The organism is Vibrio sp. 2-Bac 85 (assembly GCF_037546705.1).
GTDB lineage: Bacteria > Pseudomonadota > Gammaproteobacteria > Enterobacterales > Psychromonadaceae > Psychromonas.
Window position 1 is genome coordinate 200,801 of record NZ_JALAAB010000001.1, and the last position, 15,937, is coordinate 216,737.

11 protein-coding genes are annotated in these 15,937 nt (G+C 35.4%); 5 read left to right on the plus strand and 6 right to left on the minus strand.

Annotated features, from left to right (window positions below; translation table 11 throughout):
- The first annotated feature begins 21 nt into the window (after window positions 1-21).
- Window positions 22-699, plus strand: coding sequence for a response regulator transcription factor (locus tag MT390_RS00925; RefSeq protein WP_166368298.1), 678 nt, complete (start codon window positions 22-24; stop codon window positions 697-699).
- On the plus strand, window positions 696-2,123 hold the full coding sequence (locus tag MT390_RS00930; RefSeq protein WP_166368300.1) for a sensor histidine kinase: 1,428 nt from the start codon (window positions 696-698) through the stop codon (window positions 2,121-2,123). The genes MT390_RS00925 and MT390_RS00930 overlap by 4 nt, the downstream gene beginning before the upstream one ends.
- 89 nt (window positions 2,124-2,212) lie before the next feature.
- On the opposite strand, the gene MT390_RS00935 is transcribed toward MT390_RS00930, so the two are convergent.
- On the minus strand, window positions 2,213-3,406 hold the full coding sequence (locus MT390_RS00935; protein ID WP_499439076.1) for a potassium/proton antiporter: 1,194 nt from the start codon (window positions 3,404-3,406) through the stop codon (window positions 2,213-2,215).
- A 521-nt stretch (window positions 3,407-3,927) separates the two neighbouring features.
- Here MT390_RS00935 and MT390_RS00940 point away from each other — a divergent pair.
- Both MT390_RS00940 and MT390_RS00945 read left to right on the plus strand, forming a co-directional pair.
- Entirely contained in the window at window positions 3,928-5,043 is a 1,116-nt protein-coding gene (locus tag MT390_RS00940) for an FIST signal transduction protein (RefSeq protein WP_166368304.1), read from the plus strand.
- Between the two features lie 16 nt (window positions 5,044-5,059).
- A complete protein-coding gene (locus MT390_RS00945) occupies window positions 5,060-6,886 on the plus strand; it encodes a putative bifunctional diguanylate cyclase/phosphodiesterase (protein WP_499439078.1) in 1,827 nt (608 codons plus the stop codon).
- 86 nt (window positions 6,887-6,972) lie between these two features.
- Here the strand turns inward: MT390_RS00945 and MT390_RS00950 are convergent, their stop codons facing one another.
- The 3 genes from MT390_RS00950 to MT390_RS00960 form a co-directional block, all read right to left on the minus strand.
- Window positions 6,973-7,398 carry a response regulator gene (locus tag MT390_RS00950; RefSeq protein WP_499439080.1) on the minus strand — a complete coding sequence of 142 codons (426 nt, stop codon included), beginning with the start codon at window positions 7,396-7,398 and terminating at the stop codon, window positions 6,973-6,975.
- 133 nt (window positions 7,399-7,531) lie between these two features.
- Window positions 7,532-9,463 carry a CHASE domain-containing protein gene (locus tag MT390_RS00955; protein WP_166368310.1) on the minus strand — a complete coding sequence of 644 codons (1,932 nt, stop codon included), beginning with the start codon at window positions 9,461-9,463 and terminating at the stop codon, window positions 7,532-7,534.
- A gap of 450 nt (window positions 9,464-9,913) precedes the next feature.
- Window positions 9,914-10,978, minus strand: coding sequence for an OmpA family protein (locus tag MT390_RS00960; protein WP_499439082.1), 1,065 nt, complete (start codon window positions 10,976-10,978; stop codon window positions 9,914-9,916).
- 680 nt (window positions 10,979-11,658) lie between these two features.
- Here MT390_RS00960 and MT390_RS00965 point away from each other — a divergent pair.
- The gene (locus tag MT390_RS00965; RefSeq protein ID WP_499439084.1) at window positions 11,659-13,107 is read left to right on the plus strand and encodes a sensor domain-containing diguanylate cyclase; all 1,449 of its coding nucleotides are present in this window, start codon (window positions 11,659-11,661) and stop codon (window positions 13,105-13,107) included.
- A 198-nt stretch (window positions 13,108-13,305) separates the two neighbouring features.
- Here MT390_RS00965 and MT390_RS00970 read toward each other — a convergent pair whose 3' ends face one another.
- On the minus strand, window positions 13,306-14,838 hold the full coding sequence (locus MT390_RS00970) for a carbon-nitrogen hydrolase family protein (RefSeq protein WP_499439086.1): 1,533 nt from the start codon (window positions 14,836-14,838) through the stop codon (window positions 13,306-13,308).
- Window positions 14,839-14,976: 138 nt separating this feature from the next.
- Window positions 14,977-15,705 carry an SDR family oxidoreductase gene (locus MT390_RS00975; RefSeq protein WP_499439088.1) on the minus strand — a complete coding sequence of 243 codons (729 nt, stop codon included), beginning with the start codon at window positions 15,703-15,705 and terminating at the stop codon, window positions 14,977-14,979.
- Window positions 15,706-15,937: the final 232 nt, after the last annotated feature.

Consider the following 15,937-nt stretch of genomic DNA (forward strand, 5'->3'; position numbering starts at 1 on the left):
TAATTAGTATAGAGATTTGAAATGAAAATTTTAGTAATAGAAGATTCTCAACATTTACGCAGAAGCTTAATTGTTGGTTTGAGCAATTTAGGCTTCACTGTTGAAGCTACAGGCGACGGTAGTGAAGGTTTAAACCTCGCTCTTTATAATCCCTATGATCTTATTATTTTAGACCTCATGCTGCCAAATATCGACGGCATGACCATACTTAAAACCCTGCGCCAAGAAAATATACACAGCAAGGTAATTATTCTGTCTGCACGAGTCACCGTGGATGACCGCGTTAATGGTTTATTGGCAGGCGCCGATGATTACTTAGTTAAACCTTTCTCATTTGATGAACTGCATGCACGTATCATGAGTATTCAAAAAAGAGGCGAAATCTCGCACTTTAACAATGTTATTAGACAAGATGATTTTGTTCTCGATACTCAACAAAAAAGTTTTGCTTACCAAAATAGTCCAATTGACCTGACTAAAAATGAGTTTAAAATTATTGAAGCTATTTTTAGTGCTAAAGGCAATATAGTTAGCACCAGTAAAATAAGTGAAGCAGTCGTTGGGCATTTTGATGAGTTATCTAAAAATAGTATCGAGGCGCACTTATCATCGGTAAGGCGAAAAACTAAGTTGCTTGGTGGTGTACTCCCGATCAAAAATAAACGTGGCTTTGGTTACTTATTAGAGCAAACAGAATGAAATCAATAAAAAAAGATATTGTTCGCGCGATCACTATCATTCCAGCGATCATATTATTTAGCATTTTTATTGCTATCGATATTGTCTTAGATGATTGGGTAAAAGATAAATTTGATGAGAGTTTAACCACTAAATCTAACTACCTAAAAACATTGGTAGAAGTAAATAAAAATGGTGTCGAGTTTGACTTTTCCGATGAGTTTATGCCGGAATTTTCAAACCCAAAAAAATCTCAATATTTTCAATTATGGGTTGATGAGAAACCCTTTGAAAGATCGCGCTCTTTACGCGCCTTTCCGGAAGAGCAATTAGTCAAACAAGCTCTGCCGATTAATAGCTCAAAAATGATTGATGTTGAATTACCCGATGGTCGTTCAGGTCGCGCCATAATGAGCTACTTTCACCCACAGGTTCCTAAACGTTTACGGAATACCGTTGCGCCTTTTCAACACACTGCTTTTTTTACAGTCACTGTCTCCGATGAAGACTTTTCTCAGGCTTTACTTGTACTTGATATTCTCTTTTGGTTATTGTTCTTTACGTTAATCATCGGTATTCGTTATTTGGTCATTGCGCAGATAGATAAAGGGTTAAAACCTCTGATTTCACTAAATGATGAAATAGCTCACTTAAAAATAGATAAAGCAACATCGTCGTTGTCTAAAATCCCTAATGAACATATTGAAATAGCACCTATTCGAGCAGAATTATTACGTTTTATTGAGTTTTCACAACAAACATTGCAGGAAGAGAAACGTTTATCTGCGGATATTGCGCATGAACTTAAAACGCCTATTGCGGAGATTATTAGCCTCAGCGAACTACATATACAATACCCTGATGATCATCGAATTTCAGACAGTTACTCACAGGATATGTTGTCCATCGCACAACGCATGAAGCATATCGTTAATAACTTGATGATGTTAAACCAAAGCGATCAATATTTACTCAAACAGCAGAACGAAGATATTGTGTTATTCCAGCAGATCAATGAAATTATTACGACCATTGAAAGTACCAATCAAGGTGCTTTAGATAGGATCAAGCTCACTAATTTATTAAATAAATCATCAGTTAATTTAGATGTGATTAGCTTTAATATTATTACCTCAAACTTAATAAACAATGCGCTATTTTACAGCCCATCTCAATCAACGGTTGATTTAACTATAACTAAACAAGATGACCATAGAATATATATAATTATACAAAACAAATTAATACAGCCGATTTCTCCAGAGCAATTACAGCAGCTGTTTAAGCCTCTCTATCAAATAGATTCTGCGCGCACTGAAAATCAACATTATGGTTTGGGATTAGCGATTGTGAAAAAATTGTGTTTACTGAACAATTACACCATCGAAGTCACGCAACCAGACCAAGAAACAATCCAGTTCACACTTGGACTTAATAAAATCTAAATTTATTTTATGGCCATTTTCACTTAACTGCTTTGTATAAAACAGGAGTAAGTTGCTACAAAAAACGGCGATAAAAGCTCAAACTATTTTTATTCTGGTTCGATATTAAGTTGCAATTTTTTAGCCAGAGGTTTAATCGCTGCCCCTTGAAAAAACACTGAGATTAAAACAATAAAAAATACCATATTGACTATGGTTAATGATGATTCAATACCCGCAGCGGCAGGGATCAATGCAAAAACAATTGGCGTCGCTCCTTTAAGGCCTATAGATGAAATAAATAGCCGTTTCCGCCAACTGGCTTTAGGGAAAAACAGATAGCAAATTTGAACCGCCAACGGTCTCGCTACAAAAATTAATAATAGCGCGGGTAATAAAGAGGCATAAAGCACATCGAAAAGATGATGCGGAAACATTTGCAAACCAAGCGCAATAAACATTAATGCTTGCGCTAACCAAGATAAACTATTAAAAAAGTGCTTAGTAATTTCTTTGCCCCGTTTAATGCCATTACCAATCACAACACCAGCCACATAAGACGCTAATAAAATATTACCGCCAACCAGCTCACTACCATAAGTCGCTAAGACAAAACTGACCAGAACAAAAACCGAAATTAGACCATATTCTTCTAGTTTAATATGGTTAAGTAACCACACACATAATTTACCCACAATAAAAGCGATAAATAATGCACTAAAAATTTGTGTAACTAATTCAATACTAATACTACTTGCAGAAACACCACTATCAGGGGCAAGCGCTAGCTCAGTTAATAAAACAACCAAGATCAGTGCAATAGGGTCATTGGTTGCTGATTCAAACTCCAGTACCGTATCAGTTTGCTCTTTTAATTGAATTTTTTTAGAGTGTAATATGGAGAAGACAGCCGCTGCATCTGTTGAAGAAACAATGGCCGCAAATAACAAGCAGATAATAAAAGAAAAATCTAAAAAATAAGAAAGCAGAATGGCAAAAAAGAAGGTCGTCAGTAACACCCCTAACGTTGACAATACCCCACCTTCTCGATAAGCAATCCGGACACTTTCCTTAGATGTATTTAGCCCCCCAACAAAAACAATAATGTTCAGAGCAATACTTCCTACCAAAGAGGTTAAAGCAAAATTATCATAAACAAAATTAAACTCACCATTACCAAATAACAAGCCTACCCCCATAAAAATAAGCAACGAAGGGATACCAAAAGTCCGTGATGGGTGGTGTAAAAGAATACCAATGCCAATTAAAGCCGCAATACAGATCAATACAAGTTGGTATGACATTTTTTGTTTATCTTCCTGTTAATAAGTGTTGAATATGGATTGTTAATGTTAGGAAAAGGGTCAATCACTTCATAAATGAGTAAGTTGATACAAAGCCAATGTTGTATATCTGCTTCATAAAATAATTAATAAAGCAGTAAATAAGTGGGAGTTATAATATTTTTTCAGTGATTAAGATCTATTTTTTTATACATAATACCTAGGCTAGCCTTATTTATAAAGCGCTTTATAAATTGCTTCAATAGCAATTGCTACCGCAATAATAAGAATGCTTATGCGAAGGTTAAGGAGATAAAAAAGCAATAAATATGCAGCAAAAGAAATATTTAAATAGATTATTGAAATAAGTTAATGATAATTATTCTCAAGGGAGTTATGAGTCACAAACAAATGAATGCAAATCAAAACTTTATAGGATTTTATAGAGAAATTAGATAGAGTATATATATGTATTTTATCAATTTATTAGGTCATCACTTTAATACCCTAAAATTGATATTCTGAACTTAGGAATTGACGACATGTCCCCGGCTTCCATCATAAAATTTACAAATAGCCCTTCTTTAGATGAATTAAGTAAGGCCATAAAGAGTGTAATAGAAGATGGTGCTAATGGCATTTTATTGCTTACTTGTATTAATAATGCTTACGATGCTAAAAAAATAAATGGCATGTTAGTAGCATGCTCATTGCCTTTGTGCGGAGGAATATTTCCTAAAATAATTTACCAAGGTAAAAACTATACACAGGGCGCAATTGTAATAGGGTTAATGATAGAACCTGAAATAGTAAATTATTCTATGATTAATAAATCAGATCCAGACTTAAAGCATTATATTCATACAAAAAGTGAAAAGATCGAAAGCTATCAGGACTTCATCATTATCTCCGATGCGTTATGCAGTAAAAGTGAGAATTTTATTGATCATTTTTATGATTTTATGGGTTCGGGTGTAACAACCATAGGTGGGGGAGCAGGATCTTTAGATGATGCAAACAATCCCGTTATTTTTACCAATCAAGGATTAGTAAGAGGCATAACACAAGTCATTGCTTTGCCTTGCCCAATAAACAATAGTATTGGACATGGTTGGGAGCTGCTTGATGGTCCTTATTTAGTCACGTCATCGGAGGGACATTTTGTTTATTCATTAAATTATAAACCAACCTTTGATATTTATAAGGAAATAATACAAAGTAGATCTTCTACGCCGCTGTGCGCAGATTTCTTTGACACATTTGCGAAAAATCATCCTTTAGGCATTATCTCTTTAGATGGCGAAATATTAGTCCGAGATCCTATTCAAACAAATGGATCCTATTTGGAGTGTGTAGGAAATGTACCAGTCAATTCAATGGTCTACCTCTTGCAAAGTAGCCAAGAGAAAATGATCGACGCAAGTAAAGAAGTCGCTCAAAATTTATTACAGCAAGGCCCACTCAATACACTATTATTATTTGATTGTATCAGCCGTGATTTTTTCATGGGCGATAGCATCAATGATGAACTTGAAGCAATACAACATCCGTTTCCTAACACCTGTTTAGTCGGTGCAATGGCAATAGGAGAAATAGCTAATACCCCTTGTGGTTCAATACGCTTACTTAATAAATCAACCGTTCTCGGGTCTTTTTAATTATTCTGGATAACTTATGAATACAGCGATGCACATTATGTCTATCCAACACCAGCTAGTACTGGCGATAGGTAAAGACTCCGATCTTAAAAAAATGTTGCATCAATTTTTACGCCTCTGTTGCCTCAGTTTAAATTCAACTAATTGCCATGTTTTTCTGGTACAAGATAAAAATAAAAATCCAGTCCATCAAAAGAGCAAAGATTCAAGTGTGAAATTAGGTCATTATTTAAGTTTTCCAATGAAAAAACATGGATTGCTAGCAAGTCATAACCAACCTCTCGCCAATATCGTTAATGCTTTCTTTACAGATAACTTAGTCATTGATGTTATTGAATATGAATCGAGCCTTTATCATTTATTTAAAATTGGTGATTTTGGTGTATTAGCTATTGAGCGAAAGCAGCAATTAGGTGAAGCAATTCGAAATGCATTAACCCCTGTATTAAAAAAACTGGCAACAAGCAGTATCGCCTCTATTAATCACCGGTCACTAGTATTAGAAATTAAAACCAGAAAACAGATTGAAGAAAAAATCAGTTACCAAGCCTCACATGATTTTCTCACCGGTTTATTCAATCGAATGGAAATGCAGCAACGCATAGCTAAAGCCATTGATAATTGCGCACAACAGGCAAACACAGGTGCAATATTATTAATTAATTTAGATAAATTTAAAAATATAAACGATGTAATGGGCTACCATGTTGGTGATAAAGTATTACGACAAGTGGCAAATAGACTGCGTAATACTGTGAGAAACCTTGCTACCGTAGCAAGATTCGATGGCCATGAATTTATCGTGTTATTAAAAGGCTTACCCGTTAACCCGCTTGAAATGAAATCAATTATTAATGGTGTTATCGCAGATATTGTATTTGCCATTGAGATACCGCTTGAGCTATCTGAAGGACAATTCTCAGTTTCTTGCTTTATCGGTTATGAAATATTTGGTGATACTAGTAAAGGTGTTCAGGATGTACTGAAGAATGCGAGTATTGCCATGTATGAAGCCTTTAAAAAAGGTAAAAACAAAGCGCTTGCTTACAACAGCAACATGTCAGTACAACTTAATGAACACATCACTTATACACAGGAAATAAAGCAAGCCCTCAAAAATAATAACTTTGAATTACATTATCAACCGCAATATGACCACCTTAAAAACATAGTTGGAGCGGAGGCATTACTGCGCTGGAATAATCCATTACGGGGCTACGAATCCCCGGGAATTTATATCCCTATTGCAGAAGAAAGCGACCTGATTATACAAATAGGGAGCTATGTATTGAAGCAAGCATGTGCTGATATCAAAAAGTTAGAGCAGCTCGACCTACCTGATTCTTTTAAGCAAATTTCAATTAACATCAGTGCTAAACAATTAGCAAAGCATAACTTTGTGCAAACCATTATTTCAGCGGTAGAAGAAAGCCAAATTTCCCCTTCTCGTTTAAAAATAGAAATTACCGAAAGTATGATGATGGGCGATATAGAGTTATCCATAGATAGCTTAGAAAAGTTGCATCGCTTTGGAGTGGAATGCGCAATTGATGACTTTGGAACAGGTTATTCTTCACTGGCTTATTTAAAGCGCTTGCCTGCGACATTACTTAAGATTGACCGTTACTTCGTGACCGATATTCACAAGGATAAAAGTAATACTGCGATTGCAGGTATGATCATCGAGTTAGCTAAAAGTTTGAACATGACGGTGATAGCAGAAGGTGTTGAGAAAAAAGAAGAGTTAGACTGTCTAGTACAACTAGGTTGTTATCATTACCAAGGTTACTATTTTAGCCATCCTATCGCATTCGAGAAGCTACAGATGGCCATTAAATTATAATTGATGGCAGGATATGCTACTTACGCCTTCTTGATTTAAGGCATAATGTAGATTTTACTGTAAACCCAGATAGCTGCTATCATCAATTATGTAGGCAGCATCACTACTCTCCAATAACAATCTAACAACTTAATAACCTTATCAAAGCCACCTTTTACATCGGATTTAACGATATAACCGGCAATATTTTCATTATAAGCAGCGACTAAGTCTTGGTCAGCCGATGATGTAGTTAAAACAAAAATAATAGTATTTTTTAACTCTTCATCCTGACGAATTATTTTTAGAAATTCTAAGCCCCCCATGATCGGCATATTAAGATCCAGTAGAATCAGATATGGGCGCGGTATTGCATCAGGTTGTCGCAACAACTCTAATGCCTCTAGGCCATTTTTAGTTCTCATAATGGGATTAGCTAACTTTAATTTAGCAAAGCCTCTCTCTACTGCTTTTGCATCTATATCATCATCTTCTACTAATAAAATGCTGACTTCTCCATAATGACTACTCATTATAACTATATCCTTTTAACTATATTATCCTGATTGAACCGCCACATTTAGTTTTCGTAGAAAATCACTAGCTAGTTATTTTCATTAAATAGAGCAGTACTTTATTGATATGGTGATTGTGATTATACCTTAACTACCTCTGATCCATCTTATTGAACTCTATTTCACCCTTCGGCCAAGTGAAGTAAAAGGTACAGCCTTCACCTAATGCAGACTCGACAGTCACTTCACCGGAATAATGCTCAACTATTTTTTTAATCAGCGCTAACCCCATACCACTGCCTTCAGTCTCATCGCGAGGCCTTAACGTTTTAAACATTTTGAATATATCTTGATGGTAATCAGATGCAATGCCTGGCCCATCATCTTCTATACTAAATTGATAGAATAACTCTGTTTCTGTACAACCTATTTTTATATTCCCTTGTTTTTTATCATGGTGCTTAATTGCATTACTTAACAAGTTTCTAATCACTTGTTCAAAGGGAGCTCTATAGGTTAAAAAGGTTGGTAAGTTGTTTTTAATAATTAAGCTAAAGCCATCAAGCGGCGCAACTAAATGAAATAGATCATTAATAACAATATTTGCATCAATTTTTGAGATGCTCTTTTCTTGGCGATTGGCTCGTGAGTACGTTAATAAATCATTTAACAATGTTTCCAAACGTTGTATTCGATTACGCATCATCTTAAGGTGTGAAGGTATTTCTTCTAAATTTCCTTCCTCAAGATCCTCTACAACCCAAGTAGCAAGCTGATCAATGCCACGTAATGGTGCTTTTAAATCATGTGATGCAACATAAGCAAATTCGTCTAGATCTTTATTTGAACGAGCAAGGTCAACCGCCCTTAATTCAGCAAGTACCTTAGCAGCGTCAGCTTCTTTCATTAAGCTAGATAAAAGGCCTCTCTGTGCGGTAAGCTCATCAATATTATCTTTTAGTTGTGCATTTTTATCGGCTAAAGATTGAGTCCTCTCAACCACTTTTTTCTCCAATTGACTATTTTGATTCTGCAGTGCTTCACTTAAATGACTAATATTTTTAGCTCTAATAACAGCAACTTGTAATGCGTAAATAGCAAAAGCTAATAATAAGCTAATCACAATGCCACCGAATAAAATCAATTTAATCACAGCTGGAGACTCAATATCTTCTAGTAGCATATCCTTTAGCGAAATATTCAACTGCCATTTACGTTGAGGAATAGTGATATCAAAACTAAAAAATTCTTGATGCTTAGCCTGCCCATAAAGTAATCCACCACTATCTTGATTAAGATCGACCAAACTCAACTCTAAATCTTCGATATCGGCGCGGGCTTTTGCATTTTCCATTAATGTATCAATTTTAAATACACCGGTGACATAACCAATCAAGGCAGTAATACGCTGTTCGGTGGTTGCAGTTGGAAGGTCTTGTTGATATACCGGTGCAATAATTAAAACACCAACCGCTCCCCCAGTAGAAGCTGCATTATCTTGTATTAGCTGAATCTTTGCAGTGGTGGTCATATTACCGCTGTCTCTTGCCAATTCTAGCGAGTAGCTACGTATTTCATTACTATTAAGGTCAAATCCCACAGCATTCTTATTAGCGTCATAGTTACTAACATAAACTACAGGGGTGTAATAGGGTCTTATCGCACTACTCGCCAATTTACCTTGCTCACCTCTTTCTAAGATTTCAAAGTCAGGTTGCTGTGCTTTTATTTCAGTTTCAAATTGTTCTTTATCGCTGTATTTCACCAGAGGAACCCAGCTAAGTGCTTGGATATATTCACGCTCATTAATGTTTAGCACTTTCATGTATTGATTAAATTCAAGTAGGGATAAATGCTGCTTATTCGCACTATAAAATGCCTGAAGACCTTGCAAGTCATTGATTGACTTGTCAATAGCATCTTGAAAGCGAATAGAAATCTGCTCCGCAACATTTTCTATTTTTTGATAACTTTCAGCTTTTAGCCGCTCGGTTACTTTTAATGAAATAGTATAAGTAGAGAAAATACCAAGAAAACTGATAACAATCGCTAATAGTAATGACTTAATTGAAAATGTATTCACTTTTTAAAAATCCTTGTTATACCCAATTGTATTAAATAAGTGTTGTAAATATTGCACAGAAAAAATCGCTTATCTCAAAACGTAATTTGATGTAAATGATTACCTTATTCACAAAATTTAACAGTCCGCTCTCAGTATCATACCTGAAGCTTATTTAGCTCACTGTTTGCTTATTTTTTCATTTTGAATGGTAACGGGTATAGATACAGATAACTATTATATGTACATCAGAGGATAGTGCACGAAAAAAACTCATAAAATCAATGATGAGAGATCAGAAAGCAACAATGAACACATGCTAATAAATATTCAAAAACAATGAATTATAATGATTTGGTAAAAGGAAGAGGTCGTTTTTATAGGGTTAAATAGAGTGGACTTAATGCTATAGAGTTATAGAAAAAGAAAAACTCTCCTAACAAGTTAGGAGAGTTGAATTATGCAAGTATATTAACGAGTAACTGGCACTTTACGAGTTTCGTCGATGTTAATTTCGATACGACGATTCATTTTGTGAGCTGCACGAGTATTACTTGTATCAAGTAGGTTTGTTTCACCGTGACCAACAGCTTTCATGCGATTTGCATCAATACCGTATTTAGAAGTCAACATAGCAGCAACTGCATCAGCACGTTTTTGTGATAATTGTAAGTTGTAATCTGCTTTACCTAATACTGAACTGTAACCGTCAACCGTAATGTCTACGTGCGGGTAAGTTTTAAGGAATGTTGCTACTTTATCAAGCTCAGAAAAGTACTCAGGTTTAACAACAGCTTTATTGTTATCAAAGTTAACAGCTAAGCGGTATGAAAGGTTTTCTTCAGCAAAAATAGTACAACCTACTTCGTCTACTTTATTAGACATAGGTGTAGCTGGACATTGGTCAGTACCGTCAACAACACTATCTTTATCAGTATCCATTGCAACAGGTGCAACGTAAGCTACTGGTTCAGCTTTAACTGGTGGTAATGCTTTATCATTTTTATCAAAGAAATACACTAAACCTACTTGAGCGATTGCATCAGTAAATTTCTCGTCAAATTGGTAACTACCTTTACCTTCAACATAACCAGCAAATTGGTCAGTGAAGTATTGACGGTAACCAAGACCAACATTAACTGCTGCTTCAGCATCAGCTTCAAAATCTAATGCGCTAACACCACCTAATAAGTAAATGTTCTTTCCTGTTGGGAAGAAAAGAGCATCAAACGAGTATTTATTTAGGTTATCAAGATCACTACCTTGCTTAAGATCAGCAGTAAAGTTTGTGTAAGATAAACGCAGCTCTAGAGGAGCTGAAACACGATAACCCAATTCAACACCAGCACCGCCAGCGTTATTGAATTGATCGCCAGTACCATCTAAACGGTCATTATCAGCTTTAAGGTAAGCACCGTGAATACCACCGTAAACGTTTCCGACTAACGTTTCAGCATCAGGTTGATCTGCATGAGCAGGAAGAAATTGGCCAAGTAGCAATGCGCTAACAAGAAGGGGTAATTTACGTTTAATCATATCCATGTTCCATATAGTTAATTTAGCTGGTAAAAGTACCATCAAACTAAGGTAAAAAAATATCATAGTCGTTATTGATTTGCAAAGCTAAAATTAGATATTTTATCTATTTTTTTAGCCTAAAATTACTGGGAAATAAAAGCAAATTTCCAACTCATTGAATAAATTGAAATAAAAGTAAAAACAACACGTTAACACCATACTTCAATAGATTACGTTTACTATCAAAACACCTTATATTTAAATGATATTCAAATTATTACAATTTCAAAAAACTATCTACTTATAGGTACAAATATCAAATTAAAGTCTCTTTATGAGTTTTAATATCATCTTTAAAATGTCATTTATCACTAATATTCCGTTATCGGAGTGACAAAGATAATCGTTCGAAAATTCATCATGTTACGTCTAACGCTAATATTCTATCTAGCGCATTTGATTTGTAACGGATATACCTACGAAAGCTATAGGACATAAGATCAAACTTGCATAAAAAAATTTAGCTGTTGATAAAAGCTGAAACATTATTTAATGGCACAAGTTATGCTTTACTTTTAAAGATCATTGGTTAGTAAAGTTAGCGCAATAGTCGATCGAATAAAGTCGACAATGGATAATATCGATACAACCTTTCAGCTCCTCTCTGAAAGAATAAAGTAACAGGAAAAGGACTTTTAATGTGGAATAGAAAATTACGGTTTATATTGTTAATTGCTTTACTGATGTCTGGTTTTTTATTTATTAGCCTCGTTAGTTACTACACAGCCAATGAATCGATCAGAACACAAATAGCCAAAAGCACGTTACCACTCACCAGTGATAATATTTATTCAGAAATTCAACGAGATTTGTTAAGACCCATTTTTATTTCATCTATGATGGCTAAGGATACCTTTGTACGTGATTGGGTAATAAACGGGGAAGAGGATGAAACAGCCATTATTAAATACCTTAATGAAGTGCAATTACATTACGGTACAGTAACCAGCTTCTTTGTCTCGGATAAAACTCGTCACTATTACCATTCAACGGGGATATTAAAACCTGTCAGCCCATTAGATAAGCAAGACGACTGGTATTTTAGAGTACAAAAAATGACGTCAGATTATGAAATTAATGTTGATGTGGATACAGCTAATCGCACGTCATTTACTATCTTTATTAATTATCGAGTTTATGACTATGATGGTAATTATATTGGTGCAATTGGGGTTGGCTTGGCCGTTAATGCGGTACAAAAATTAATAGAAAATTACAAAAATCGTTACAACAGAGAAATCTACTTTATTGATAAAAATGGTGAGATAGTACTCAGTGGCGGTGCTAGTAATACACATATTAATATCCATCAGAATAAAGGTTTATCCGAATTTGTACCACAGATACTTGATACAACCACAAATTCGATAGAGTACGAAGAAGACGGTCAAAAGCATTATCTTAATAGTCGCTTTGTACCTGAATTTGACTGGTACTTAATTGTTGCGCAGAAAGAAAATGAAGCTGAACAGCGAATTGAAAATACGTTAATCCTTAATTTAAGCGTTAGTTTTGTGATTTCACTTATTTTGGTTGCCTTTGTGCATTTAATTATCTCTGGCTATCAAAGGAAGTTAGAAACAATGGCTACCACGGATAAATTAACAGGCTGTGCTAATCGGCAAATTTTTGACGCCCTATTTAAACAAGCACACGCGCAATCAAAAAGAACACAAACTTCATTATCCGCGCTGATGTTAGATATTGATTATTTTAAACAAATTAACGATACCTACGGACATCCGACTGGGGATGTAGTTTTAAAAACCTTAGTACAAGACGTAAAAAGAAATATTCGAGAATCTGATATTATTTTTCGATGGGGAGGTGAAGAATTCTTAATTCTTTTACCTGAAAGTGGCAAAGACCAAGCTTATAAAGTCGCTGAGTTGGTTCGAAAAAGTATAGAGGATTTGATCATTACATTTGCTGGTAAATCAATTTCGGTGACTATTAGCATTGGAGTAAAAACGATGCTCGCAAATGATACCCAAGAGACACTGTTCGAAGATGCAGATAAAGCCTTGTATTTAGCTAAAGAAAAGGGCAGGAATAGAACGGAGATTTATCCTGATTCTGCTAAATAGCTATTCACAGACTTAATGAAATTACTATAATTAGAAGCTGAATATTTTTCAGTAACAGTATTCAGTAACGGTATTCAGTAAAAGCACGATGGTGAGTTAACTTTACTCACCATCATACTGTTACTGAGCCCCGACTAATGAAAGTATGGGCCATGACGGCCCGATTTATAAAAGTACGAGCTATGAAGGTACCAGCTATTAACGCTTTCTCAATTCAAATAGATCTGTACGTCTATCTTTTAAGTTTTTCACACTTCCAAATTGATTGAGTTCGCGTAATAAATAAATATCAACATCCGCAATCAAGATCATTTCAGTATTGGGCGTAGCTTCTGCTTTGATACCGTTAGCAGGGAAAGCGAAGTCACAAGGCGTGAATACAGCTGACTGCGCGTATTGAATATCCATATTATGCACTTTAGGTAAATTACCTACTCCACCAGCAATCGCCACATAACATTCGTTTTCAATCGCACGAGCATGGGAACAGTTTCTCACCCGAGAATAACCATTTTGAGTATCAGTTAAGAAAGGTACAAATAAAATATCCATTCCTTCATCGGCTAGAATTCGGCTTAATTCAGGGAATTCTGAGTCATAACAAATTAAAACACCTATTTTTCCACAATCCGTATCAAAGGCTTGTAATTGAGAGCCCCCGTCCATTCCCCAAACTTTAACTTCATCGGGAGTCACGTGAAGCTTTTCAAAACGCTCTTTGGTGCCATCTCGACGACATAGATAGCCGACGTTATAGAGACGATCGCCTATAATTTCAGGCATGCTGCCAGTGATAATATTAATATTGTAACTAATCGCTAAATCAGTAAATTTTTGAACAATAGTTTCCGTATGCTTAGCTAACTCGCGTATTGCTTGTGGTTCACTTAGGTGATTGTTTTCAGCCATCAAAGGGGCATTGAAAAACTCAGGAAACAGTGCAAAGTCTGAACGATAACCCGCGACCGCATCAACAAAATATTCAACTTGCTCCATTAACTCATCAAGATTTTTATAAGGTCGCATTTGCCATTGAATTAAACCAAGGCGTACCAACATTTTAGTCGGCACTTCTTTTTTATTTATCTCTTCATAATAAATATTGTTCCATTTCAACAATACCGCATAATTATTAGAGCCTTTATCTCCCTCGAGATAACCTTTTAAAATACGAGCAGGATGAAAGTCATTGGAGATTTGAAAGTTTAAAACCGGATCATGGATCTCTTTACGTTTTACTTTCTCAATGTATTGCTTAGGAGATAACTCATTTGAATATTTATGATAGTTAGGTATACGACCACCAAAGGTAATACCTTTTAAATTCAACCTTTCACATAACTCTTTACGGTAATCGTACAAACGACGACCAAGGCGTAACCCTCTAAACTCCGCTTTAATAAAGACATCAATACCATACAAGGTATCACCGTCGTCATTATGAGTGTTAAAGGTATCTTTTCCGGTCCCTGTAATATCATCATAGGTATGTGCATCATTAAAATCAGCATCATTAATGCGTATAGAAAGTGCACAGCCAGCTAACTGATTATTTACTTTAATGACTATCTGACCTTCGGGGAATTTACTAATTAACGATTGAATATGCTGCTCTTCCCAATAAGCACTCGCAAGAGAAACATTGGTGTAAGCCTCAATCATGGTCGTTTTAAGTTCCTGATAATCATCAAGACTTAATATCGATAATTCTACATTTTCTATGTTTTGCATTGAACAACCCTAGGTGACTATATAGATGTATTGAGTATATTTGAGTTTTTGTTATGTTTATAGAAAATATAGATATAAACCATAACCAACTTCTGTACTTGCATAACACGTTCTAATTTTATAGACATAAATGATTGTTTATGAATAATTTTTCTCAATCAAAGGGCGCACCACCAACTCATCAACACAGACATTATTTGATTGACTGGCCATATAGATGATCGCATCAACAACACTATTAGGCTCAAGATACTCAGGTCGTTCGCTATCTCGAAATGGTGTGTCGACACCTCCAGGGTAAATAGCACAAACCTTAATCCCCTCTTCTCTGACTTCTTTTCTAAATACTTTAGTTAACGCATCAAATCCAGATTTAGCAGCGGTATAACCGGCGATCCCTTCATTTGAAAAAGAACACACCGTTGACATCACATTAATAATCATGCCCTTTTGCTGCTCTTTCATAGACTGTTTATAAACCTGTTGCATGAATACGCAAGGTGCCAGCATGTTAACCTTCAGCATCCACTCTAACGCTTCAATATCAATGTTTGCCACTGAGTCCCTAGAAGTGTTTGCTCCCGCACAATTAATCAGAATATCGATGTCACCTAAATGCGAAGTTGCATTGCTAACAAAATGTTCAATAGCACTGTAATCACTGATGTCGAAAGCTTGATGATAGTGTTTGCTTGCCGCGCAGTTCAAATTTGTAACACTCGATACAACTTGTTGCATCTTTTCACTAGAGCGACCACAGAAAGCGAGATTACATTCCAGTTCAGATAATCGCTCAGTGAGCAAACGACCAATACCAGATGTTGCACCGGTTACCAAAATATTTTTATGTTTTAACGTGACTGACATTAAACGCTCCCTGAAGCGGTATCAATAGGATCATATTATTCCTTAAATTCAAGCTTCGATTAAAAATGATTAAATGAAATAAACAATAACATCTTCAACATCCAATCTTTAAAGCATTAGCACCTTATGAGTCGTCAATTGATAAGTTTGCGATGTGGTTAATAAAAGTGAACTATCACACGCCAATATAGGGTTAATAGACTGATAAAACGCTATTATTTTCAACATTAAA

Coding starts and splice junctions, on each gene's coding strand:
- MT390_RS00925 (WP_166368298.1), top strand. CDS start 22: ATGAAAATTTTAGTAATAGAAGATTCTCAACATTTACGCAGAAGCTTA.
- MT390_RS00930 (WP_166368300.1), top strand. CDS start 696: ATGAAATCAATAAAAAAAGATATTGTTCGCGCGATCACTATCATTCCA.
- MT390_RS00935 (WP_499439076.1), bottom strand. CDS start 3,406: ATGTCATACCAACTTGTATTGATCTGTATTGCGGCTTTAATTGGCATT.
- MT390_RS00940 (WP_166368304.1), top strand. CDS start 3,928: ATGTCCCCGGCTTCCATCATAAAATTTACAAATAGCCCTTCTTTAGAT.
- MT390_RS00945 (WP_499439078.1), top strand. CDS start 5,060: ATGAATACAGCGATGCACATTATGTCTATCCAACACCAGCTAGTACTG.
- MT390_RS00950 (WP_499439080.1), bottom strand. CDS start 7,398: ATGAGTAGTCATTATGGAGAAGTCAGCATTTTATTAGTAGAAGATGAT.
- MT390_RS00960 (WP_499439082.1), bottom strand. CDS start 10,978: ATGATTAAACGTAAATTACCCCTTCTTGTTAGCGCATTGCTACTTGGC.
- MT390_RS00965 (WP_499439084.1), top strand. CDS start 11,659: ATGTGGAATAGAAAATTACGGTTTATATTGTTAATTGCTTTACTGATG.
- MT390_RS00970 (WP_499439086.1), bottom strand. CDS start 14,838: ATGCAAAACATAGAAAATGTAGAATTATCGATATTAAGTCTTGATGAT.
- MT390_RS00975 (WP_499439088.1), bottom strand. CDS start 15,705: ATGTCAGTCACGTTAAAACATAAAAATATTTTGGTAACCGGTGCAACA.